This window comes from Guyparkeria hydrothermalis, assembly GCF_023555385.1.
GTDB classification, from domain to species: domain Bacteria; phylum Pseudomonadota; class Gammaproteobacteria; order Halothiobacillales; family Halothiobacillaceae; genus Guyparkeria; species Guyparkeria hydrothermalis_A.
In genome coordinates, this window is record NZ_JAJSED010000001.1 from 164,749 (window position 1) to 186,281 (window position 21,533).

A 21,533-nucleotide genomic window follows, 5' to 3' on the forward strand; every position below is an offset into this window, starting at 1 on the left:
TCAGGCGCTCGCCTCGTGCGGGTTGTTCGTCTCGAGCAGGCCGGCAATTTCCTCGGGGGTGTCGATCACGACGCTGGCCCCCCAGTCCTCGATCGGACGCTCGCCGTCCAGGTATCCCCAGCGCCCGGCAATGGTCGGCATGTGGGCCGCGTTGCCGGCGATGATGTCGCGTTCGTGATCGCCGATGTACCAGATGTCCACCGGGGCCAGCCGCAGCTTGCCGGCGGCAAACAGCAGCGGATCGGGGTGGGGCTTGGCCCGTTCGAGCTCGTCGCCGCAGACCACTACCGCCGGTTCGAGCGACAGGGCTTCGAGCAGCTGGTGCGTCAGCCCGCCCGGCTTGTTGGTCACCACCCCCCAGGGCAGATCACGCCCCTCAAGCGATTCGACTAGCGCCTCCAGTCCCGGGAACAGGCAGGTGTGCACGGCCAGGTCCTCGGCGTAGAGGGTCAGGAAGCGTTCCCGCAGGCGGGGGTAGTCCGCTGCCTCTGGCGTGATTTTGAGTCCGATGCCGAGCAGTCCGCGCGCGCCGTTCGAGACGTGCGGTCGGATCTGGTCGAACGGCATCGGCTCGAGTCCCTGTTCGGCGCGTAGCCGGTTGAGGGCGGCGGCCATGTCGGGGGCGGTATCGAGCAGGGTGCCGTCGAGGTCGAACAGGATCGCTTTCGGGATGGGCAGCATCAGGACTCCTTTAGGAAACTTTGCACGATTCGATGGCATCTCTGGCTCGCGGGTTTGTTCGCAATCGAGGCGCCGGACCGAAGACGGGCTCGTTGCCCGTCGAGGGACGGTAACGACGAGTGCGGGCAAACCCGCGAGCCCCGTTCGGGCGGGCCTCCAAGGGCCCATCTGTGGCGTTCCCGTCCTTGCAAAGGGCGACGGCCCTTCACAGCGGACTGCGCCTTGCATCTGGACCCTTGGAGTCCCGCAGAGACGTCATCGAATCGTGCAGAGTTTCCTTTACGAACGCCATCAGGTAGTTGACGTCCAGGTCGCGGTCGTTGAGCGAGAACTCGCGGGTGAGCGGGTTGTAGACAATCCCGGTCGAGGCGATAGGCCGGAGGCCCACCGCCCGGCCCATCCGTGCCAGCTCGCCCGGACGGATGAACTGGCGATGGTCATGCGTGCCGCGCGGCACCATGTTGAGCAGGTATTCCGCCGCGACGATGCCGAGCAGCCACGACTTGGCGTTGCGGTTGAGCGTCGACAGGAAGACGTGGCCACCGGGGCGAACCGCCTCGGCCAGCGCCTCGATGATGCGCGCCGGCTCCTCGACGTGCTCGAGCATCTCCATGCAGGTGACCACGTCATACTCGCCGGCATGCTCGGGGGCGAAACGGGTGACGTCGGCGATGCGGTAGTCGATCTCGAGGTAATCCGGGGCGTGGTCGCGGGCCACGGCGATCACGTCCTCGGCCAGGTCGAGCGCGGTGACCGTTGCGCCGCTGCGCGCGAGCGCCTCCGCCAGGATGCCGCCGCCGCAGCCGACGTCGAGCACGCGGCTGTCGCCGGCGTCGCTATGGGTTTCGACGAACGCCATGCGCAGCGGGTTGATCGCGTGCAGCGAGGCGAACGGGCCGTCGCTGTCCCACCACTGCTTTGCCAGGCGGTTGAAATGCGCCAGTTCGTCGGGGGTGGCGCTGGACGAGGTGTCAATGGTGTCGGTGGTCGAGGTCATGATGGAGTCCGCCGAGGGGAAACGTGGAGTCAGCCGGCGGGCTTGGCCTGCCGGATCGGCTCGCGCCAGGCATTGGCCCGATCGATGATCGCCCGGGAGTCGAGCTGGCGCAACCGGCCGCCCCGCAGCAGGGCGTGGCCGTCCACCCAGACGTCGCTCACCTGCCGCCGCGAGGCGCTATAGACCAGCGTCGAGACCGGGTCGAACACCGGCTGGGTCTCCGGTTCGTCGAGATTGACCGCCACCAGATCCGCCCGCTTGCCCGGCTCGATGGAGCCGATTCGGTCATCCAGGCCGTAGGCCCGTGCCCCGCCGAGGGTCGCCATGTGCAGGGCCTGATGGGCGCTCACCGCCGCGGCGTCATTCGCGATCGGCTTGGCGATCAGAGCAGCGGTGCGCATCTCGTCGAGCATGTCGAGGTCGTTGTTGCTGGCCGCGCCGTCGGTGCCCAGCCCGACGTTGACGCCGGCCTCGAGCAGTCTGGCAACCGGGCAAAAGCCCGAGGCGAGCTTGAGATTGGACTGTGGCGAGTGCAGCACGTGGGTACCGGTGACCGCAAGCCGGGCGATTTCCTCGTCGGTCAGCTGGGTCATGTGGACCGCGACGACGCGTTCGTTCAGGAGTCCCAGCCGGTCGAGTCGTGCCAGCGGTCGTTCGCCATAGGCGGCAATGGCGGTCTCGATCTCGTGTGCTGTCTCGTGGACGTGCATGTGCACCGGCAGATCGAGCTGGTCGCTCATGGTGCGCACCCGTTCGAGTGCCGCGTCGCCAACGGTGTAGGGGGCATGCGGTGCGAGCGTGAACTCGACCCGCGGATGGCGGCGCCAGTCGTTGACCAGGTCGACCCCCTTGGCCAGTGCCTCCTCGGGATCGGCGGACCACGGATTGGCCGCGTCGATCACCACGATGCCGAACACGCCGCGCAGGCCGGCGGCCTGCACCGCCTCGATCGCCGCCTCGGGGAAGAAGTACATGTCCGAGAGCGTCGTGGTGCCGCCGCGGATCATCTCCAGTGCGGCGAGCATGGTGCCATCGTGGACGAAGTCGTGGCCGAGCATCTGCCCCTCGACTGGCCAGATGTGCTCCTCGAGCCAGGTCATCAGCGGCAGGTCGTCGGCCAGTCCGCGCATCAGGCTCATCGCCGCGTGGGTGTGGCCGTTGACCAGGCCTGGTATCAGGGCATGCTCGGGCAAATCGATCCAGTCGACGGGATGGGCGCTTGCCTGTTGACGGCGTTCGGCCTCCTCGCGGGGAAGGATTGCCTCGATGCGCCCGTCACTTACCCATACGGCGTGGGATTCGAGCACTTCGTCGTGCGGGGCGACGGGGATCAGCCAGCGGGGAGCGAGGATCTGGGTAGCGGGGTGGTCGTTTGCCATGTCGGAACGGTGCATGCCGGTAGCGGGGAATGGGTGGCACGATGTGCCGCCAAAGCCTAGCATGCCGGGGCGGGGCGGTCGTTGTCGAAATAAATGCGAATCGTGGTATGCTCGGGAGCTTGCCCCTCCGAACCGCGCTCACGCGCCTGCGTTCGTCCGAGTCGGGTCTTACTAAACGCAACAGATTCAATGCGCTCGTCGTCTCGGGGAGCGCTTTTTTGGTTTTGTGCCGCCGGGAAAGGCCGGGGGTGCTGATTGAGGAATATCGTGAGCGACTTTCTGCTGCCCACCTACAACCGCCAGCCCGTCCGTTTCGCCCGTGGCGAGGGGCCGTACCTCTGGGACGAGCGGGGCGTGCAGTACCTGGATGCGGTCAGCGGCATTGCCGTGACCGGTCTGGGCCACGCGCATCCGGATCTGGCCGAGGCAATGTGCGATCAGGCCAAGACGCTGATCCACACCTCCAACCTCTACGGCATTCCCTGGCAGGAGACCCTCGGCGAACGGCTGGCGGCTCTGTCGGGCATGCAGAAGGTCTTCTTCGGCAATTCCGGCTCCGAGGCGAACGAGGCGGCCATCAAGCTCGCCCGTCTGCACGGGCGTCGGCGCGAGATCGAGGCACCGAAGATCGCGGTCATGGAGCACAGCTTTCACGGCCGCACGCTGGCCGCGCTGTCGGCCACCGGCAACACGGCGATCCAGCAGGGCTTCGAGCCGCTGGTCGAGGGTTTCGTTCGCGTGCCCTATGGCGACATCGACGCGCTCGAGCGACTGGCGGATGACCCGACGATCGCCGCGGTGTTGCTCGAGCCGGTGCAGGGCGAGGGCGGCGTTCGTCCCGCACCCGAGGGCTATCTCGCCGCGGTGCGCGAGCTGTGCGACGCACAGGACTGGCTGATGATGGTCGACGAGGTCCAGACCGGCATCGCGCGCACCGGCCGCTGGTTCGGCTTCCAGCACGAGGCGGGCGTGTTGCCGGACGTGATGAGTCTCGCCAAGGGGCTGGGCAATGGCGTGCCGATCGGCGCCTGCCTGACCGCGGGGCGGGCCACCGACCTGTTCGCCCCGGGCAGCCACGGCTCGACCTTCGGCGGGAACCCGCTGGTCTGCCGTGCCGCCGCCACGGTGCTCGACGTGGTCGAGCGGGACGGCCTGGTCACTCGTGCCGAGCAGCTCGGGGAAAAGATTATGAACCGCATCCGCGAGGGCTTGTCGGAACTGTCTTCCTGCCGCGAGGTACGAGGCCGCGGTCTGATGATCGGCATCGAGCTGGATCGTCCGGCCGGAGAGCTCGTGGGGCGTGCGCTCGAGCAGGGTCTGCTGATCAACGTCACCGCTGGCTCGGTGGTCCGCCTGTTGCCGCCGATGATCCTGAGTGCCGCGCAGGCCGACCTGATCGCCGATCGCGTCGTCGGCGTGATCCGCGACTGGTACGCGGCCAACTGATATTCCGGGGCGGCCCGCTGGGGCGGCTCCCCAACCGAATGAATCGAAACGCTATGTCCACACGTCACTTCCTGAGTCTGTTCGATCTCACCGCCGAGGAGTACCGCGCCCTGTTCGAGCGCGCGGGGCAGCTGCAGGCCGCCCGCGAACGCGGCGAGCGTCCCGACACCCTGGCCCGTCGCGTGCTGGGCATGATCTTCGAGAAGGCCTCGACCCGTACGCGGCTGTCATTCGAGTCGGGCATGGCCCAGCTGGGCGGTTCGGCGATCTTTCTCTCGCCGCGCGACACCCAGCTGGGTCGTGGCGAGCCGGTCGAGGATTCCGCGCGCGTGATGTCGCGCATGGTCGATGCGATCATGATCCGCGCCAACGACCACGCCATGGTCGAGACCTTCGCCGCGAACAGCCGCGTGCCGGTGATCAATGCGCTCACCGATCGCAGCCACCCCTGCCAGCTGCTGGCGGATATCTACACCTACCAGCGCCACCGTGGCTCGATTGCCGGCAAGCGCGTCGCCTGGGTGGGTGACGGCTTCAACATGTGCCACTCCTACATCAACGCCGCGCGCACCTTCGACTTCGACCTGGTGGTTGCCGCACCGAAAGGCTACGAGCCGGATCCGGATGTGGTCGGGCCGGCGGGTGACCGCGTCACGCTGGTCGACAGTGCCGCGCAGGCAGTCGAGAACGCCGATCTGGTGGTCACCGACGTCTGGGCCTCGATGGGCCAGGAAGAGGAGCGTCTGCGCCGCCTGCGCGACTTCCACGACTACCAGATCAATGCCGAGCTGATGGCGCGCGCCAACGACGATGCGCTGTTCATGCACTGCCTGCCGGCCCACCGCGGTGAGGAAGTCACCGCCGACGTCATCGACGGCTCGCAGAGCGTGGTCTGGGACGAGGCCGAGGCGCGCATGTTCACCCAGCAGGCGTTGGTCGAGTTCCTGATCCTGGGCGAATTCCCGGACGCTTCCTGATCCACAGGGCGTCAGCCCGCATCGAGACAGAGACCGGTTTCCCGCAGGGGACCGGTCTTTTTTTCGGACTATTCTCTGCCTGTACCCCTTGTTCGCGCGACCGGGCAGTGGGGGTGGGGCCCGGTTTGCGGGCAGTGGCCAGCCGCACGGCTGGCGATCACAAGGGGAGGGTAGGGTCATGCATATTGCGAAAGCGGACGTCCCTGTTCGGATCGATGTCCCTGGGGCCACGGTGCGCCAGCAGACGAACTTCGGCGACGTCAGCGGCTACGGAACGATGGGGGCGGAGTATTTTTCCTTCGGTGCCGGCACCGACATCACCGAGCTGCTGCACGGTCTGGAAGGGGATCTCTGCCAGAGCCCGCACTGGGGCTACGTGGTCAATGGAGCCATCACTGCGCTCTACGGGGATGGCGAGGAAGAGACATCGCGCACCGGCGATCTGTTTTACTGGCCGCCCGGGCACAGTGTCCGCGCGGAGGAAGCGACCGACATCGTGATGTTCAGTCCGCAGAAGGAACACGGGCAGGTGATCGACCACGTCGCCAGACAGGTTGGCGCCTGAGGCCATCATCGACGGGCCCGGCCGGTGGAGAGCGGTCGCCGGGCGGGCCACTTCATGTTCGCCGCCGCGACCGGTATCCTGCTTTCATCGTCAATCCCGCGTGGAAGCGGCTTCGGAGACATTCGTGAGCGACAGCAAGGATACTGCCCTCAACGCGACCTGCCAGCCCAGCGGCGAAGCGCGGGTGCTCGTGCGCGGCCTCAGGGATGCCGTGCCCTACATCCGCGAGCACGAGAACCATGTCTTCGTGGTTGCGTTCGGCGGCGAGGCGCTCGACGAACCGGCGAGCTTCGAACGCCTCATCCGCGATATCGTCCTGATCGCTGATCTCGGTGTGCGTCTGGTGCTGGTCCCCGGGGCTCGCCCGCAGATCAATCGCCGCTTCCAGGAGGCCGGTTTCGAGGAGCGCTTCCACGGTGGTTTGCGGGTCACCGAGCCGGCCATGATCGACCCGCTGACCGAGGCGGTCGGTGCGGTGCAGTTCGACGTGATCTCCTGGCTCTCAGCGCGTCTGAGTCTCGCCTCGGGGTCGGGACTGGCCCAGCGGGTGCTGACCGGCAATTTCGTTACCGCTCGCCCCATGGGCGTGATCGACGGTGTGGATCTCGGCCATACCGGGGCGGTGCGGCGCGTGGACGTCGAGGGCGTGCGCGACGCGCTGGGTGACGGCTCGATCGTGGTCCAGTCGAACATCGGCTACTCGCCCACCGGCGAGCTGTTCAACCTGCGTGCCGAGGACGTCGCCGAGAGCATGGCGGTGGCACTCGGTGCCGACAAGCTGATCTTCCTCACTGACCCGCTCGACGATCTGTCGACGGCGATGAGCCTGGCCGAGGTCGAGGGCCTGTTGGAGCGCGAGGGCGAACGGCTGTCGACCGAATTCCAGCTGCACCTGCACAGTGCCGTGCGCGCCTGTTCCAAGGGGGTCGACCGCATCCACCTGGTCGACCGTGAGGTCGACGGCGCGCTGCTGGTCGAGCTCTACACCCGCGATGGCTGCGGCACGCTGATCACCGCGGAGGCCTACGAGCGCATCCGTCCGGCAACCCTCGACGATATCGGCGGCATTCTCGCCCTGATCGAGCCGATGGAGCAGGCGGGCGTGCTGGTGCGCCGCTCGCGCGAGCAGCTGGAATTGGAAACCGACCGTTTCGTGGTGATCGACAGAGATGGCGACATCATTGCCTGCGCGGCGCTCTATCCCTTCCCCGAGGACGGTACCGCCGAGCTCGCCGCGCTGGTGGTCCACCCGGCCTACCAGGGTGGCGGACGTGCCGCGCGGCTGCTGGCCTTCATGGAAAGCCGTGCCCGCTCGCTCGGGTTGAAATCCGTCTTCCTGCTCTCGACCCAGACCATGGCCTTTTTCCGCGAGAAAGGCTTCGCCGACGAGAGCCTCGAGAACCTGCCTTCCCAGCGCCGCGCGCTCTACAACCTCAAGCGCAACTCGCGCATCTTCCGCAAGTGGCTGTAACCCCGGCCACGCCGTGACACGCTTGCACGAAATGGCCGGGCGAGCCACCTCAGCGGTGATGGTGGTCGCCGCGCCGGACGACCCTGCCGGATTGGCGGCCTTTGCCGCCGATCACGGGCTGGTGTGCGTGGAATCCCGTGAGGCGGTGCCGCCCGACCAGTTCGTGCTGGCCGCCGAGACCGGCCGCGTCGGGCTGTTTCCACCGGCCGCCCGCCCCGATCTTGGCCATGTGCCGCTGGCGATCGATTTCGCCGACCGGGCCTATGCCCGCCCGCTGACCCGTAAGGATGCCCTGGCACGGGCGACCGGTTGGAAAGGTGGCTTCCGCCCGCCGGTGATCGATCTGACCGCCGGTCTGGGACGGGACGCCTGGGCGCTGGCTGCCGGTGGCTGCCGGGTAGTCGCGGTCGAGCGGCACCCCGTGGTTCATTGCCTGTTGGCGGACGCACTGGCCCGCGCGGCCGACGATCCGGCGCTGGCAGACGTCGCTGCACGTATCACCCTGGTTGCTGGCGATGTGCTTTCCGAGGAGCCACCGGACGTCTCCGCCTCATCGGAGACGGTCTGGTACCTCGACCCGATGTTCCCCGAGCGCAAGAAGTCCGCTTTGGTGAAAAAGCCCATGCGGATCTTTCATCATCTGGTGGGCGAGGATGCAGACTCGGTGGCTCTGTTCGCTTGGGCGCGCCGTCAGCCCGGCACCCGCTGGGTGGTCAAGCGTCCGCCCGGCGCACCCACGATCGACGCGACCGCTCCGGACATCGATTACCGTTCCGGGCGACTACGCTTCGACGTGTACCTGGGCTGATCCAGGGCGGTTGGCGATACCGGTGTTCAAGGGGCGCTTAACTCACCCCTGAACATCGAAAGCCACCCCGCTTTCCGCTGGGTTCGTGGCTTTCCTGCCACTCCTTCTTACCCTGCCTCTCGCCATGAACCCGCATTTCGTCCCTACCGCTTTAGCAGCTGTCGCTAGCCGAATCGTTCCGGTGACTGGTCTTCCATCTGCCCGGAACCGATGACATCTGGCGATCTCTCCGAGAACGGCCCGGGGACCCACGGGGGCCGGGCCTCGCTGCTACGAGGCGGGATGGTCTCTGTTCGGGGCGGGAGAGAGGATGCTGTCCGATTCCGGTTATCGAAGGCGTAGTGATGTTAATAAAGTAATGCCTCATCGCTGCGGTCTGATTATCTTGTATCGCGATATCCCAGTGTATTGAACCAACCCAGTACGGATATGGTCTACCGCACTGACTTAGGTAGCCGCACCTATTTGATGTCGTATATATATGCCTTTGGCTACGCCGGTGTTGTTCGTCTTACGGAGTGAGATGAATTTCGTGCGTGGGAGGGCGCGGCAATCCACGGTCATGTAATGGGCGACGTGGAAGGAAAGAGGTACGCCTGACTCTAAAAGGAGTTTGCGGATGAGCAATTCTAATTGAAGAAAAACTTCCTATCTGGGTTGAGGGGGACGGTTCTCCCGTGTGTGATGTTTCCTCGTATGAATGAGAAGGCTGAGGACAGCCATGGCGGAAGAGCAGGAAGGGTTGATAACAGACGATTGCCTTCCCATACGAAAGATCTAGTCGACCCGTCCCTGTGTTTTGCCACGTTTGATAAATTTTGGTGGGTTTTATATGTCAAGCAAAGAGCGGGCAATAGATATTGTCAGGGATCTTGCGATATACAACGAGGAGTTTTCCCTTGACGTTTCTCATGGGTTGATGAGGCTGGCCGCTGATCACAGGCCGCACGGACCTTTGATTAAGCAAAAGATTTTCGAGTATGAAGAGAAAAAACCTGAACCGTTTTATATGGACAATAGAACCCGTGTCGGCCTCTATATCGGCAAGAGCGAGATGGGCAAGCTTCATCACGAAGGGAAGAAGCTGAAGGCACGCCAGGGTTACGTGCGGAGCGAGGTGAACGCATTTTCTGTGAAGACGTCGGATCAGGCGGTCACGGTCGGCAGCTATGTCGAGGACATGACCGATTTCCTGAAAGCCTGTGCCAAGGATGAAGACAGCGTGCTGGTCAAGTTCGGAGACAAGGCGCTGGATAAAGCCGAAAAGATGCTCGGCCCGGTTTTTGTGAAGAGTCGGCCGATTGGTGGCCATGGCGTCGTTTTGAAGTTGAACAAGTTCCGCCACTGGCGCGGCCTGTCGCCGTCCGATTATTTCCTGTGGGGGGAAAAGGACTCAGGTGTTGTCTGGAGAGGTCAGCCAACCGGCACGCATGTGAATCGAAGCCTGTCCTGGGACGATAATGTCAGGTTGAATTTCGTTAAGCGATATTCGAAAAACCATGATGTCGGTTTTTCCAAGCTCGGTCCGCAGGGCGTTCGCGTTTGCGAGCCTTACGTCAAGGGTTTTACCGCCAAGAAGGAGCAGTTGAAGAGCAAGTACATCGTGAGCCTGGAAGGGAATGACGTTGCAACCAATCTGAAATGGGTGCTGGCGTCAAACTCGGTTCCAATCATGCCGCGACCGACGTTCGAGAGCTGGCTGCTGGAGTCGCAGCTGATTCCCTATGTGCACTATGTCCCGCTTAGCGATGACCTCGACGACCTGGACGAGGTTTACGAATGGTGTCTGAACAATGATGACCATTGCCGGCAGATCGCTGAAAATGGCAAACGCTACATGCGGATGTTCTTAGACGAGGAAAATGAAAAAGAGATATTCCGGATGATTTATTCTGAGTATAAGAAAATCGTTGGACTCGAACATGACAAGTCAGTTGCGTAGCTTTTCCGGTAAATAGTTTATATATGATCAAGGTTGCAATTGCCGGAACGGGTTACGTCGGTCTGTCGAATGCCGTTTTGCTGGCTCAGCATAACGAGGTGACGGCCGTCGATCTGCTCGAGGAAAAGGTAGCGCTCATTAACGACCGGCAATCGCCGATCGAAGACGCGGAAATCAGCGACTTTCTCGCCAACAAGTCACTGAACCTCAAGGCCACGCTCGATCAGCAGTCAGCCTACCGGGATGCGGACTTCGTGATCATCGCCACCCCGACGGACTACGACCCGGAAACCAATACCTTCGATACGCGCAGCGTGGAAGCAGTCACTCAGTCGGTGATGTCGATCAATCCGGCCGCCGTGATGGTGATCAAGTCGACCGTACCGGTGGGCTATACGGAGGACGCTTGCAAGCGTTTTGGGACTAAGAACCTGATTTTCTCGCCGGAGTTTCTACGCGAAGGGCAGGCGCTAAAGGATAATCTCTATCCGTCGCGGATTGTCATCGGAGAGCGATCGGAGCGGGCAGAGACCTTTGCCCGTCTGCTGCAGGAAGGCGCACTCAAGGCGGATATTCCCACGCTGTTTACGGACAGCACCGAGGCGGAAGCCATCAAGCTGTTTGCCAATACGTATCTCGCCATGCGTGTGGCGTACTTCAACGAGCTCGACTCCTACGCCGAAACACACGGTCTGGACACTCGTCAGGTTATCGAGGGTGTTGGGTTGGACCCACGCATCGGCAAGCACTACAACAACCCCAGTTTCGGTTATGGCGGCTATTGCCTGCCCAAGGACACCAAGCAGCTGTTGGCCAATTATCAGGACGTTCCCAGCAACCTGATCCGGGCAATCGTCGATGCCAACCGCACGCGCAAGGACTTTATTGCCGACTCCGTATTGAAGCGCGAGCCTAAGGTCGTTGGCATCTATCGCCTGATCATGAAGGCGGGTTCGGATAACTTCCGCGCCAGCGCCATGCAAGGCGTGATGAAGCGTATCAAGGCGAAGGGCATCGAGATCGTCGTCTACGAGCCGGTGCTGGAGGAGACCGAGTTCTTCGGTTCCGACGTGGTCAACGACCTCGAGGCGTTCAAGCAGCGCAGCGATCTGATCCTTGCGAATCGCCTGACCTCTGAAATCCAGGATGTGGCTGACAGGGTCTACACGCGGGATTTGTTCAACAGTGACGCATAGCGCCCGGTGCTCTCTGCTTGTGGCTCCACGGAGAACGACTCGCTAGGAGGATTGCCCGAACCCGCTCAGGTCCGGTGACGGGACGGGCCGAGCGCCAGTCAGTCTGCGCCGGCCTGTTCGCTCATCTCCCGCCGATACCGGGTGGCGAGTTCCTGTTTCTCCGTGTCGTCGAGCACCTTCCCGGCTTGCTGGAACACCTGGTGCTCTTCTTCCTCGAGGTGGTGAAGCACCTTTTCGCGGAGCGTCTTGGCGTGCGTCAGCCATGCCGGCGAACTGGGTGCCGTGTGCTCCAGGGTCTCGAGGATCTCGTCGATCTCGTGATGCTCGGCAATGCTGTGCCGGGCCTGTTCCTGGGTGAGATCCGCCTGCATCAGCGGGACGTAGAAGTACTGCTCTTCGGCATTTTCGTGGTGGACCAGCGCATCTCGTGTCGCTTGCAGGAGCTTCGCGCGCCGCTCGCTGTCGCCGTGGGTTTGCGTCAGCTGGTCGAGGAGGTCGCGTTGGACGTCGTGATCTTCACGCAGCGCTTCGAATATGTTCACGGGGTGTCTCCTCTCTGTTCGCGTCGGTTGCCGAGCCGGGCCCAACATCGGACCGCGCCTCGACCATAGTCGTCGCATGCCTGGATAACCAACCCGAACCCGAGTGCCGTTCAGTCCGGCGAGAGTCCATCAGGTGATCTACGGTTAGCCTTGCCATTCACTTTGGAAGCTACGCGGTATGCGTCCGTACGAATGTCACACCGTCCCCTGGCTCTCGATTCGGTTTCTCCGCTTTGGTGATCGGGTAGTCAGGGCGTTCGCGTTTGCCCTGTTGGTTCTCCTGTTGCCCGGGTGCGACCTGCCGCGGGACATCGAGGGGACGCAAGATCAGGTGCGGGAGGGCACCTTGCGTGTCGGGGTGATCGACGATGCTGCCCCTTGGGCGAGGTGGTCCTCCGGTGAGCCACAGGGCGTCGAGGCCGTGCTGGTCCGTGACCTCGCCCGGCAACTGAAGGCCGACGTACAGTGGGTCGAGGGCTCGGATACCGAGGTGTTTCGCGCGTTGGCCGCGTTCGAGCTTGATTTGGTGATCGGCGGCCTTGAACGCACATCCCCGTGGCGAAAGGAGGTTGCGTTGAGCCGTCCGTACTTAGTCTCTCGGGTGATGGTGGGATGGCCACCGAACCGGAACGCAAAGCAGGATCTGGACGGAATCCGGATTGCCGTGAAGCCCCACACTTCGGTGGTGAAAAAGCTGAAGGATCGTGGCGCCGTGCCGGCGACCTTGAACGCCGACGGGAGTTTGCCGCTTGCCGCGCCCGAATGGCAGATCCGTGCCCGAGGTTTGACCCCACACGAACCGATTCTCGAAACCCGCAAGCGCGTGTTCGCGTTGCCACCGGGCGAAAACCGCTGGCTCCACACCGTCCAGCGCTTCCTGTTCGAAAGGCAAGACGATGTCCCGGCGATGATTCAGGCGCAGCTTTCAGGCACAGCGTCGGGAGCGCAGGCTGCGTCGTCCCGGGTTGAAGGAGGCGCGCAATGAACACGCTCACCAGTCGTTTCGAAGTCCCCGAACGCCTCGAAAAGGATCTGCGCCGCGCCTATATCCTTGAGGGCATTACCGTCCTTTACGGATTGAGCGTGGTGACGGTGATGTATCTGGTGATGGGGTCCAGTCAGGCGATGAAGGCAGCCTGGTTGGAAGATCTGATCAGTCTCGTCCCCGCCATCGTGGTGCTCGTCGGCCTGCGCATGCGCACCCGTCCGCCTAACGAGACATACCCCTACGGTTTTCACCGGGCCTTGGGTATTTCGTTCCAGGTTGCTTCTCTTGCGCTGTGCGCTGTCGGTTTCTACGTGGTGTACGACTCCGCGACGAGCCTCATTGCCGCCGAACACCCCACCATCGGCACGCTGCAACTCTTCGGTCATCCCGTCTGGTTGGGATGGTTGATGTTGCCGGCGTTGGCATACAGCGCGCTACCTGCCAGCGTCCTCGGCTACCTGAAGCTGGGGCCGGCCAAGGCGTTGCACAACAAGGCGATGGTTGCCGATGCGACGATGCAGAAGGCGGACTGGATGACCTCGGCCGCTGCCGCCGTGGGGATTATGGGCATCGCGTTCGGCTACTGGTGGGCGGACAGCGTGGCGGCCCTGGTGATCGGCCTGGATGTGCTGAAGGATGGCATGACCCACCTGAAAACCAGCGTGTTCGACTTGATGGATCGCCGACCGGAAACCGTCGAAGGCGAACCGCACGAGCTGCCGGAAAAGGTCGAGAAACGCATCGCCGAACTGCCCTGGGTGAGCCGGGTGGACGTCCGGATGCGCGAGGCCGGGCAGGTCTTTTTCGGTGAGGCGTATGTCGAGCCGGTCGATGACCGGTTGCCGACCGAGCGGACGGCAGAAGCAATCGAATGTGCCAGAGCGGTCGACTGGCGCATGCACGATCTGACGGTGGAACTCGTGCGCCCGTGATCTTTTCCCAGTGATCGAGGGCAACGTCCTGTCCTGTCCGGTCAGCCGGGACGAAACGGCATGACCATGTCACGACGGAGGTAGACCATGACCAAGAACCACGGCAACAGCATCAAGGACGACGAACAGTACGAAGCCCTTCGTGACGAAGGCATGAGCAAGGAAAAGGCCGCTCGGATCGCTAACAGCGATCGATCGGAGGCCGGCGAGCGCGGCGGCGAAAGCCCTCCCTACGAGGACTGGACCAAGGACGAGCTGTATGACAAGGCCGACCAGGTCGGTATCGAAGGCCGGTCAAAGATGGACAAGGACGAGCTGATTCGCGCCCTGAGGAGATGACGGGCCGAAGGCCGGCCTGCGGGCGCCGGGATCAGGCCTCGGTGCCCGTCGCCGGGTTGTCCACGTTCAGGGCGAGCTGCTCGGCGGGAATGCGGTCGCTACCCCAGGTGCGATGGACCATGTCGATCACGCGATCGAGCGATTCCTGCGGCACGTCGGCCAGCTCGCCGTATTCCAGCGGGTCGTAGTGGAAGATGTACAGGCGTGAGGCGAACTCCTCGAAGGGCAGGGAGGATTCGCCGAAGCGTTCCCCGCTACCCGCCGTGCTCACCTCGACGCCATCCCCCCAGTTCTGCCCGCTGTCGTTGTTGGGGTTGTAGAAGTACGCCCGCATCACTTCCTGCGGGTCGAGCGCGACGCGCAGCAGCGTGATCGCGTGCCAGCCGATGAACCGTGCCGCGCTGTCGGTCGCCGCGATGCCGATCGGTTGCGGGTGGATCAGCGGCTGGTTGCCGTTGTAGTAGGGGTGATAGCTCGCATAGAAGTGGCGCAGGAAATCCTCCAGCGCATCGAGCTTGCCGGTGGCGACATCGACGTTGATGCGGAAGCCGCGCCCGGCCCACCAGCCGTGGAATTCCGGATTGATCCAGCGGTGCGGGTCGCCCTCGCGGCCGATGCAGCGTCGGCCCATCTCGGCGTAGATGCGGTCCAGATGCGGCACCACCAGCAGCGAGACGGCATCCAGGTCGATCGGCAGGCTCTGCGCGACACCACTCAACGAGGCCATCGACGAGATCGGCTGGCCCTCGAAGTGCATGATGATCTCGTCGTCGCGTGCCGCCCAGGCCACCATCTGCAGCAGGTAGTCCGGATCGTTGTAGGCCCACATCGACAGGGCGCGCGCCGACTGGCAGGTCGGGTTGTTGCCCTGGCCGACACCCAGCGGTTGGCCGAGCATGCAGAGCACGCCTTCCAGCAGGCGCGTGCGCGGCGGAATTGTTTCGCCGAAGGCCAGTGCCAGCCGCTCGCGCGACCACGCCGACAGCGGCAGACTCAGCTGACGCCAAAGCGCCGGGGCGACGGGTGACTGATACAGGATGCCGCGCTCGAGCATCAACGCGAGACCGTAGATCGCCTGCGCGGTCTCAGGCAGCACCGCCTGGTCGATCAGCGCATGGACCAGGTCGCGGTAGCAGAGCAGGCAGTCCCGTCCCGTCGCCGATAACCCCATTGCTTCGGCAACGAGATGGTCGCCTTGAGCGACGAGGTGCCGTATCAGGGTCGCGTGGTAGGGGGAGACCAGCCCGGTGTCGTGCATGGCGCGGGCAAAGCCGGTTGCCTCGTTCTGCAGCGCGCCGGCATCCATGCTCTCCAGACGCTCCTGGTAGATTGCCACGCCCGGGTCTTCGCGACAGGCCTGGGTCGGGCCGAACAGGCTGCTGACCAGCCGGTCGGCCCCCTGGCCGCTGGCGCCGAGATCGATGGCCGGATCGGTCTGGCAGATGGCGATCTGGGTGATCATCTGCTTGACCGGCTCCGTCTGGATCGGGCGTTGCTGCAGGATGCGCCAGATCTCGTCGATCAGCTCGTCGACGATGTGCTCGTAGCCGATCCGCTCGGCCAGGTGAGACAGCAGACCGCGCGCGAGATCGGCCAGCCGCCCCTGGGTTTCACGCTCGGCCTCGGTGGGAGGCATGAACAGGCGCTGCAGGTTGATGGCCAGCACCTGCGTGAGGTGATGGTGCGCGTTTTCCGCCGAGAGGCTGGGGTGTGGGTAGGCGCCCCGGGCCACGGCGAGGATGCGCAGGTCGCTTAGCGCCTCGATGACCACCGTGTCTGCATCACTGCTGCCCAGCGAATGGGCGGACAGCGACGGGATCAGGATCTCCGGGTAATTCCAGTCCGAGCCGTTGAAGGTGCCGGCCGCCTCGATCGCCTCGGCTCGTTCCTCGATCGCCGCCGGGCCGCCCGGCTGCTGCAGGACGCGCTTGGCACCGTCCAGTACCCGGCGCAACCGCGTCGGCTTGGAGAATTCCGGGGCGGCATCAAGGGCCGAGAGCGCATCGTCGAATCGTTGCAGGAGGCCGGGCAGGAGATCCCCGCCCGATTGGTCGCCGGCTTCGTTGGTCACTTGGGAACCTCTACACGAATCGATAGTGTCTCTGCGGGACTGCCAAGGGTCCAGATGCAAGGCGCGGTGTACCGTGAATGGCCGTCGCCACTCGCAAGCGCCGCAACGCCGCAGATGGTCCCTTGGCGGCCCGCCCGGGAGGGGCTCGCGGGTTTGCCCGCACTCCGCGTTACCGTCTCTCGACGGGCAATGAGCCCGTCTTCGAGCCGGCGCCTTGATTGCGAACAAACCCGCGAGCCAGAGGCACCATCGTTTCGCGCAGAGGTTCCCTCGGGCTCCTCTCGCCCGGGGGATTGCGCCAAATTATACATAGAAGTCCAGGTCCTCCTGGTGCTTGAGCAGATCGCGCATCGTGTGCGGATCGTCGCCGAAGAAGTACACCAGCCCCCAGTGCGTGCCGAAGGCGGTGCGCTTGGTGACCGTCTCCTCCAGCGGCGCGGTCAGTTCATGCGACTCGAAGTAGGGGTGGTTTTCGGTCTCTTCCGGCATTTCCAGGTGGCTGACCACGCGGCGGCGCGGGTAGACGCCGAAGCAACCGGCCACGCCCTTCGCATCGACCACCTCCTTGGGGAAGAACTCGGTGATCTCCTCCTCGGTGGTCTTGGGGTCGAAGGAGAGGATCAGGCCCTGGTAGGCATTGAAGCCGTAGGCGCGCTCGAGCAGCTCGAACACCTTGAAGCCCGGCGGGCGATAGGCGACCTCGCCGAAGTACATCTCGCCATCGTTGGTGACGAAGTACTCGGGGTGGACGAAGCCGAACTCGATGTCGAAGGTCTTGATCAGCTTCTCGATCTGCGCGGTGATCTGCGCCCGGTATTTCTCCAGCTCCGGTGTGGCCGGCACGAAGACCGAGTAGCCCAGCGTTACGTACTCGGAGATGTTGAGAAAGCGGATCTTGCCGTTGTGGACCCAGGCCTCGACCGCGAACTCCCAGCCATCGAGGTGCGATTCCATCAGGACCGGAAATTCCTCTTCGGGGATGGTGTCGACCTCGTCCGGCGTGCGGATCACCCGGTGGCCCAGGCAGCCGGCCTTGTCGAACGCCTTGAGGTGGATCGGGTCGTTCGGGTCGCCGTCGAGCTTGAGTAGCGTCTGGTTGACGCGCTTGAGAAAGCGGACCACGTCCTCCTTGTCGTGGGCCTCCTCGAAGATGCCCACGCGGATGCCACCCAGCTGCGCGCGGCGCTTCATCAGTGCCTTGTCGCGCAGCAGCATCGCCTGGCCGAACAGCTTGGGCTTGTTCAGCAGCACCGAGTTGATCGCCCCGGCCCATTCCACCGTCTCCTCGAACAGCGGGATGGCCACATCCACGCCTTTTTCCTTGAGGGTCTCCGCGATCTCCAGCGAACGGTCGTTGAGCCGCTCGAAATTCCACGGGATGTAGGGAATGTCGTGCTGCTGGCAGTATTCCTCGGCCCAGTCGGGCGCGACCACGACATAGCGGCGATCAAACGTCTCGGCGGCCTCGACGGCGTTAAGCGACCAGCCGAGCAGGGCAACGTATCCTTTGTCCGGATTTATTTTCATGGGAAGCCTTTGGGGGATTTCGAGTGAATGGGCTCGGGCCGTCACGCGATATATGGCGGCACGTACTTACCCAACCCTAGTAAATGAATCGGCTTTTCACGTTTGCATCGGCAGCGGAACCGGTCGATATCGATCATCCGGTCTAGTCTTGAAGGGAGTCGTACCGTTCTCGAGGCGCCCATGTCAGCTCACGGTCCGTTGCTTGTTGTTCTTGCCCTGTTGTCGGGAAGCGGCCCCGCTGCTGCGGGCCCTGCGGAAGGTCAGGGCTATTGGGAGGCGCTCGCGTGGCAGCACCGTCCACTGCTGATGGTGGTCGGCACCGGCAGACGGGCATCGGAACAGGGGAGCCGCTGGGAGACGCGTTTGCTGGCGAATCGCTGCGCGCTCGTCGAGCGACGCATCCACTGGCTGGAGGTGCGCGAGGGCGGCGTCTGGCGCCGTTTTGCCGGCGACGAGACGGCACAGTTCGAGAGAACTCGGTTGGACGGAGCGGCCGAAACGAGCGTCCGCCAGCGGATTCTGCGCAAGCCGGACGGATCGGCCCGCCTGCTGCTGTTCGGGCTGGACGGAGAGCGCAAGTTTGTCGGTCATCCCCGATCGCTCGACACGATCTGGTCGTTGATCGACCGCATGCCGATGCGGCAGGCCGAGCTCGAGCGCGATCCGGATCGCTGCCAGCCGGGCTGACGAACGCGGCGAAAAGCGATCGTGAGACGCTGGCGCCGGTGTAGGATTGATTCCGGCGGCAATCGCAGGCCAACCCGCCAGGCAGGCGGGTTTTTCGATGATCCGTGACAGGGAGAGACGATGAGCGGCAACAGCGGTAATCAACCCACCATCGGTCTGGCGCTGGGCAGCGGCGCGGCCCGCGGCTGGGCGCACATCGGCGTGATCCACGCACTGAAGGAAGCGGGTATCGAGCCGGGCATGGTCGCCGGTTGCTCGATGGGTGCCCTGGTCGGGTCGGGCTATGCCGGTGGCTCGTTGGACAGGCTTGAGGAATGGGTGCGAGGCATCCGTTCGCTCGATGTGATGCGGCTGCTCGACATCCGCTTCGGCGGCGGGCTGATCGAGGGCGATACCCTGATGAAATCGCTGCAAAAGCAGGTCGAGCCGGTGGATATCGAGTCGCTCGACATCCCGTTCGCCGCCGTGGCGACCGATCTTGAGGCCGGTCGGGAAGTCTGGTTGCGCGAGGGTAGCCTGATGCAGGCGGTACGCGCCTCGATTGCGGTGCCGGGCCTGATGTCACCGGTGCGCAGCGAGGGCCGCTGGCTGGTCGATGGCGGGTTGACCGACCCGGTGCCGGTCTCGTTGTGCCGGGCACTGGGCGCGGATATCGTCATCGCGGTCAATCTCAACAGTGATCTGGTCGGTCGTCACGTTCGTGACGTCCGCGGCGCGGCGCGGCACGACACCCACAACGAGAGCGGCATGCGCAAGTGGCTCGACAGCGTCGACGAGCGCTTCCTCGACGGGCGGGTCGGCAAGTGGCTCGAGGAGCGCGATCATGGCGAGGACCCGCCGGGCATGCTCGATGTCATGGCCGGCTCGATCAACATCATGCAGGATCGGATCACCCGCAGCCGCATGGCCGGCGACCCGCCGGAACTGTTGATCTCGCCGAAACTGGCGCGAGTTGGCCTGCTGGAATTCGAGCGTGCCGACGAGGCCATCAAGGCCGGTTATGAAGCAGCCTGTCGGGCGCTGGAAGGCACGGACCTGGTACCGGAGGACTGGCACCCCCAGAGCCCGTGATCGGGGCCGGCCCGTCGAGGGCGGCGCGTCACTCTTTCTCGAGTAGTTCCTCGAAGCGGATGTTGCCGTCCGTATCCCGCGTGAATGCCTGCCCGAAGGCGTTCTCGAAGATGCTCAGGAAGGCTGCCCATCCGTCTTGATCCGGATCGTTCAGGTTGCCCTCGATCGGGATGCGGAAGGCGAACTGGTCCTCGGGCTGGTTTTCGAACACCTCCATGAACACCGAGACCAGCGACTCCCACAGGGCGTTGAACGGGTTCTTGTCGTTGCCGCGCAGATCGACCACCGACACCCCCGTGGCGACCGTCTTCACGTAACCGGTCACCCGGCCGTCGGCCGCGGCAAGCTCCGAGAAGATGCCGACGTTGCCGCTCTCGAAATCCACGGCTGCCAGCGAGTTGACGTAATCGTTGAAGGCGGTCAGGGAGGCGTCCGTCAGCTTGATCGCGACATCGAAGTCCGGCATGTCCTGGATCACGTTCATCTTCCCTTCGACGCTCAACTGGCCGCCGCCGATCGACCGGCCGCTCACCCGCAGGTCGGAGGGCAGGGCGGGGTCGCGCTCGTCGACGTTGCGCAGGTTGGTGACATGGGCGTCGATGTCGTCGATGAACAGGTGGATGTTCGGGTCGGTGCTGTAATCGATGTATGAAACCCGACCGCCGTGGAGATCCGCGCGGTTGATGTCGAACGGCGACCAGGCGTCCACCAGACGTTCCCAGTTCGCGCCCTTGCCGCTCTGGGTCCGGGAGAACGTCAGGTCGGCGTTGTAGATGTCGAACTCGGCGACCACCGCACCGTCGAGCAGGGCACTCCATTCCACCGACAGGTCGACCGTCTCGGCGGCGACGAAGGGCTTCTTCAACCCGCCCTTGATCTTGTGGATCTCCAGACCGTGAACCGCATAGGCGCCGCGCCACAGATGGATGTCGACGTCCTGGATCGAGCCGCCATAGCCTTCCAGCGAGTTGATCTCGTTATTCAGGTAATCCTTCACCCAGTAGGGCAGATAAAGGCGGGCGACGACCAGCGCGGCCACGATGACCGCGATCACGGCCAGTGTTGTGGTGCCTATCCTGATGCCCTTCATGACTGTCCTCCCGAGAGCGCTGATCCAGACGGCGGTCGTCGGCTGCGCACCGTCCGCCCCCGTCGACCGACTGGTTTGGACAGGCGGGACGGGGCGAAGGTTCGGATCGCTACCGGGAGAGTAGTCTGCCCGGCGCGTGCTGGCAGGAAGCGGTGTCCCGAACGGGGCAGTGGATTACCAGACCAGGTCGTCCGGCACCGCGAACTCGGCGTAGGCCTCGTCGCGGATCTCGCCGCCGGAGGGCAGGGCGACCAGGAAGGCGGGATCGCGCTGGCCGATCTTCTCGGCCGTCTGCGCGGAGACGATGTGATAGCGCTTTTCCCACACCGCCAGGCGCAGCTTGCGGGTGGCGAGTCCCCGGCGCAGGCGCGGGTTGACCGGCAGGCTCCGCACGCGGCCGTCGTCGGCGAAGTGGAACGGCTCGCCGTGGCTCGGCAGCTTCTCGGCGTGGTCGAGGATCAACTGGCGGATCTCGGCGCGCTGGGCGCGGCGCTGCTCGTCCTCGCGCTTGCGAGCGCCGGCCTCGCGGGCCTGCTGGCGCTCGCGCTCGAGCTTCTCGGCAGCCGCCTTCTTGGCCGCCTCGATCTCTTTCGGCGGCTTGGTGTTCGCGTCCTGATCGTGCCGGCTCACCCGGCCCCAGGCGGACTTCTGCTTGCCTTTCTTTCCGCCTTTCTTTCCGCCTTTCTTGCCGCCCTTGTTGCCCTTCTGGCCCAGGCCGGCCTGGAGAAGCTGATCCTGAAGAGATCCCTTGCTCATCGTGCGCCATGTTCGTGTGGATGGGGAATCGGCGAGTCTACCAGCTTGGCCGGCCGGCCCGACCGGGA

General features: G+C 64.2%; 20 protein-coding genes. 12 read left to right on the plus strand and 8 right to left on the minus strand.

Translation table 11 applies throughout. The annotated features are described in order from the left end of the window. The 3 genes from LV476_RS00825 to LV476_RS00835 all read right to left on the minus strand — a co-directional run bounded on the left by LV476_RS00825 (nucleotide 1) and on the right by LV476_RS00835 (nucleotide 3,057). On the minus strand, nucleotides 1-681 hold the full coding sequence (locus tag LV476_RS00825; protein WP_250072359.1) for an HAD hydrolase-like protein: 681 nt from the start codon (nucleotides 679-681) through the stop codon (nucleotides 1-3). A 205-nt stretch (nucleotides 682-886) separates the two neighbouring features. Next, nucleotides 887-1,678: a bifunctional 2-polyprenyl-6-hydroxyphenol methylase/3-demethylubiquinol 3-O-methyltransferase UbiG gene (ubiG, locus tag LV476_RS00830; RefSeq protein WP_250072360.1), complete on the minus strand. Its 792-nt coding sequence runs from the start codon at nucleotides 1,676-1,678 to the stop codon at nucleotides 887-889. A gap of 29 nt (nucleotides 1,679-1,707) precedes the next feature. Further along, complete coding sequence (locus LV476_RS00835; protein ID WP_250072362.1) at nucleotides 1,708-3,057, minus strand: TRZ/ATZ family hydrolase; 1,350 nt, start codon at nucleotides 3,055-3,057, stop codon at nucleotides 1,708-1,710. 267 nt (nucleotides 3,058-3,324) lie between these two features. Between LV476_RS00835 and LV476_RS00840 the strand changes: the two genes are divergently transcribed. From LV476_RS00840 to LV476_RS00870, 7 genes are all read left to right on the plus strand, one after another. Next, the gene (locus tag LV476_RS00840) at nucleotides 3,325-4,503 is read left to right on the plus strand and encodes an aspartate aminotransferase family protein (RefSeq protein ID WP_250072364.1); all 1,179 of its coding nucleotides are present in this window, start codon (nucleotides 3,325-3,327) and stop codon (nucleotides 4,501-4,503) included. 53 nt (nucleotides 4,504-4,556) lie between these two features. Then, the gene (argF, locus tag LV476_RS00845) at nucleotides 4,557-5,480 is read left to right on the plus strand and encodes an ornithine carbamoyltransferase (RefSeq protein ID WP_250072366.1); all 924 of its coding nucleotides are present in this window, start codon (nucleotides 4,557-4,559) and stop codon (nucleotides 5,478-5,480) included. A 178-nt stretch (nucleotides 5,481-5,658) separates the two neighbouring features. Then, on the plus strand, nucleotides 5,659-6,045 hold the full coding sequence (locus LV476_RS00850) for a cupin domain-containing protein (RefSeq protein WP_250072368.1): 387 nt from the start codon (nucleotides 5,659-5,661) through the stop codon (nucleotides 6,043-6,045). A gap of 124 nt (nucleotides 6,046-6,169) precedes the next feature. Then, nucleotides 6,170-7,516, plus strand: a complete 1,347-nt coding sequence (gene argA, locus LV476_RS00855) for an amino-acid N-acetyltransferase (RefSeq protein WP_250072376.1) — start codon at nucleotides 6,170-6,172, stop codon at nucleotides 7,514-7,516. Nucleotides 7,517-7,529: 13 nt separating this feature from the next. Next, the gene (locus tag LV476_RS00860) at nucleotides 7,530-8,324 is read left to right on the plus strand and encodes a class I SAM-dependent methyltransferase (protein WP_250072377.1); all 795 of its coding nucleotides are present in this window, start codon (nucleotides 7,530-7,532) and stop codon (nucleotides 8,322-8,324) included. 832 nt (nucleotides 8,325-9,156) lie between these two features. Then, complete coding sequence (locus LV476_RS00865; RefSeq protein WP_250072379.1) at nucleotides 9,157-10,266, plus strand: glycosyl transferase family 90; 1,110 nt, start codon at nucleotides 9,157-9,159, stop codon at nucleotides 10,264-10,266. A gap of 26 nt (nucleotides 10,267-10,292) precedes the next feature. Then, nucleotides 10,293-11,462: a nucleotide sugar dehydrogenase gene (locus LV476_RS00870; protein ID WP_250076187.1), complete on the plus strand. Its 1,170-nt coding sequence runs from the start codon at nucleotides 10,293-10,295 to the stop codon at nucleotides 11,460-11,462. Between the two features lie 98 nt (nucleotides 11,463-11,560). On the opposite strand, the gene LV476_RS00875 is transcribed toward LV476_RS00870, so the two are convergent. Continuing rightward, complete coding sequence (locus LV476_RS00875; protein ID WP_250072380.1) at nucleotides 11,561-12,004, minus strand: hemerythrin domain-containing protein; 444 nt, start codon at nucleotides 12,002-12,004, stop codon at nucleotides 11,561-11,563. A gap of 178 nt (nucleotides 12,005-12,182) precedes the next feature. Between LV476_RS00875 and LV476_RS00880 the strand changes: the two genes are divergently transcribed. The 3 genes from LV476_RS00880 to LV476_RS00890 all read left to right on the plus strand — a co-directional run bounded on the left by LV476_RS00880 (nucleotide 12,183) and on the right by LV476_RS00890 (nucleotide 14,263). Continuing rightward, nucleotides 12,183-12,989: a substrate-binding periplasmic protein gene (locus LV476_RS00880; RefSeq protein WP_250072383.1), complete on the plus strand. Its 807-nt coding sequence runs from the start codon at nucleotides 12,183-12,185 to the stop codon at nucleotides 12,987-12,989. Then, nucleotides 12,986-13,924 carry a cation diffusion facilitator family transporter gene (locus tag LV476_RS00885; protein ID WP_250072385.1) on the plus strand — a complete coding sequence of 313 codons (939 nt, stop codon included), beginning with the start codon at nucleotides 12,986-12,988 and terminating at the stop codon, nucleotides 13,922-13,924. The genes LV476_RS00880 and LV476_RS00885 overlap by 4 nt, the downstream gene beginning before the upstream one ends. Nucleotides 13,925-14,011: 87 nt before the next feature. Next, nucleotides 14,012-14,263, plus strand: coding sequence for a DUF7218 family protein (locus tag LV476_RS00890; protein ID WP_250072387.1), 252 nt, complete (start codon nucleotides 14,012-14,014; stop codon nucleotides 14,261-14,263). Nucleotides 14,264-14,294: 31 nt separating this feature from the next. Here the strand turns inward: LV476_RS00890 and LV476_RS00895 are convergent, their stop codons facing one another. Both LV476_RS00895 and LV476_RS00900 read right to left on the minus strand, forming a co-directional pair. Continuing rightward, nucleotides 14,295-16,334 carry a hypothetical protein gene (locus LV476_RS00895; RefSeq protein WP_250072389.1) on the minus strand — a complete coding sequence of 680 codons (2,040 nt, stop codon included), beginning with the start codon at nucleotides 16,332-16,334 and terminating at the stop codon, nucleotides 14,295-14,297. 303 nt (nucleotides 16,335-16,637) lie between these two features. Then, entirely contained in the window at nucleotides 16,638-17,861 is a 1,224-nt protein-coding gene (locus tag LV476_RS00900) for an ATP-grasp domain-containing protein (protein ID WP_250072390.1), read from the minus strand. A 180-nt stretch (nucleotides 17,862-18,041) separates the two neighbouring features. On the opposite strand from LV476_RS00900, the gene LV476_RS00905 reads away from it, so the two are divergent. Both LV476_RS00905 and rssA read left to right on the plus strand, forming a co-directional pair. Continuing rightward, nucleotides 18,042-18,548, plus strand: a complete 507-nt coding sequence (locus LV476_RS00905; protein ID WP_250072391.1) for a DUF4174 domain-containing protein — start codon at nucleotides 18,042-18,044, stop codon at nucleotides 18,546-18,548. Between the two features lie 120 nt (nucleotides 18,549-18,668). Then, nucleotides 18,669-19,619 (plus strand): patatin-like phospholipase RssA, encoded by a 951-nt coding sequence (gene rssA / locus LV476_RS00910; RefSeq protein WP_250072392.1) that lies wholly within the window; start codon nucleotides 18,669-18,671, stop codon nucleotides 19,617-19,619. 28 nt (nucleotides 19,620-19,647) lie between these two features. Here the strand turns inward: rssA and LV476_RS00915 are convergent, their stop codons facing one another. Continuing rightward, entirely contained in the window at nucleotides 19,648-20,709 is a 1,062-nt protein-coding gene (locus LV476_RS00915; protein WP_250072395.1) for a DUF748 domain-containing protein, read from the minus strand. A gap of 174 nt (nucleotides 20,710-20,883) precedes the next feature. Beyond that, nucleotides 20,884-21,465: a DUF2058 family protein gene (locus tag LV476_RS00920; protein WP_250072397.1), complete on the minus strand. Its 582-nt coding sequence runs from the start codon at nucleotides 21,463-21,465 to the stop codon at nucleotides 20,884-20,886. Nucleotides 21,466-21,533 lie beyond the last annotated feature (68 nt).

Bases quoted from the DNA above. Each gene is read 5' to 3' on its own strand.
- LV476_RS00880 (WP_250072383.1), top strand. From the start codon at position 12,183: ATGCGTCCGTACGAATGTCACACCGTCCCCTGGCTCTCGATTCGGTTT.
- LV476_RS00865 (WP_250072379.1), top strand. From the start codon at position 9,157: ATGTCAAGCAAAGAGCGGGCAATAGATATTGTCAGGGATCTTGCGATA.
- LV476_RS00885 (WP_250072385.1), top strand. From the start codon at position 12,986: ATGAACACGCTCACCAGTCGTTTCGAAGTCCCCGAACGCCTCGAAAAG.
- LV476_RS00825 (WP_250072359.1), bottom strand. From the start codon at position 681: ATGCTGCCCATCCCGAAAGCGATCCTGTTCGACCTCGACGGCACCCTG.
- LV476_RS00915 (WP_250072395.1), bottom strand. From the start codon at position 20,709: ATGAAGGGCATCAGGATAGGCACCACAACACTGGCCGTGATCGCGGTC.
- LV476_RS00900 (WP_250072390.1), bottom strand. From the start codon at position 17,861: ATGAAAATAAATCCGGACAAAGGATACGTTGCCCTGCTCGGCTGGTCG.
- LV476_RS00905 (WP_250072391.1), top strand. From the start codon at position 18,042: ATGTCAGCTCACGGTCCGTTGCTTGTTGTTCTTGCCCTGTTGTCGGGA.
- argF (WP_250072366.1), top strand. From the start codon at position 4,557: ATGTCCACACGTCACTTCCTGAGTCTGTTCGATCTCACCGCCGAGGAG.
- rssA (WP_250072392.1), top strand. From the start codon at position 18,669: ATGAGCGGCAACAGCGGTAATCAACCCACCATCGGTCTGGCGCTGGGC.
- LV476_RS00835 (WP_250072362.1), bottom strand. From the start codon at position 3,057: ATGGCAAACGACCACCCCGCTACCCAGATCCTCGCTCCCCGCTGGCTG.
- LV476_RS00920 (WP_250072397.1), bottom strand. From the start codon at position 21,465: ATGAGCAAGGGATCTCTTCAGGATCAGCTTCTCCAGGCCGGCCTGGGC.
- ubiG (WP_250072360.1), bottom strand. From the start codon at position 1,678: ATGACCTCGACCACCGACACCATTGACACCTCGTCCAGCGCCACCCCC.
- LV476_RS00890 (WP_250072387.1), top strand. From the start codon at position 14,012: ATGACCAAGAACCACGGCAACAGCATCAAGGACGACGAACAGTACGAA.
- LV476_RS00850 (WP_250072368.1), top strand. From the start codon at position 5,659: ATGCATATTGCGAAAGCGGACGTCCCTGTTCGGATCGATGTCCCTGGG.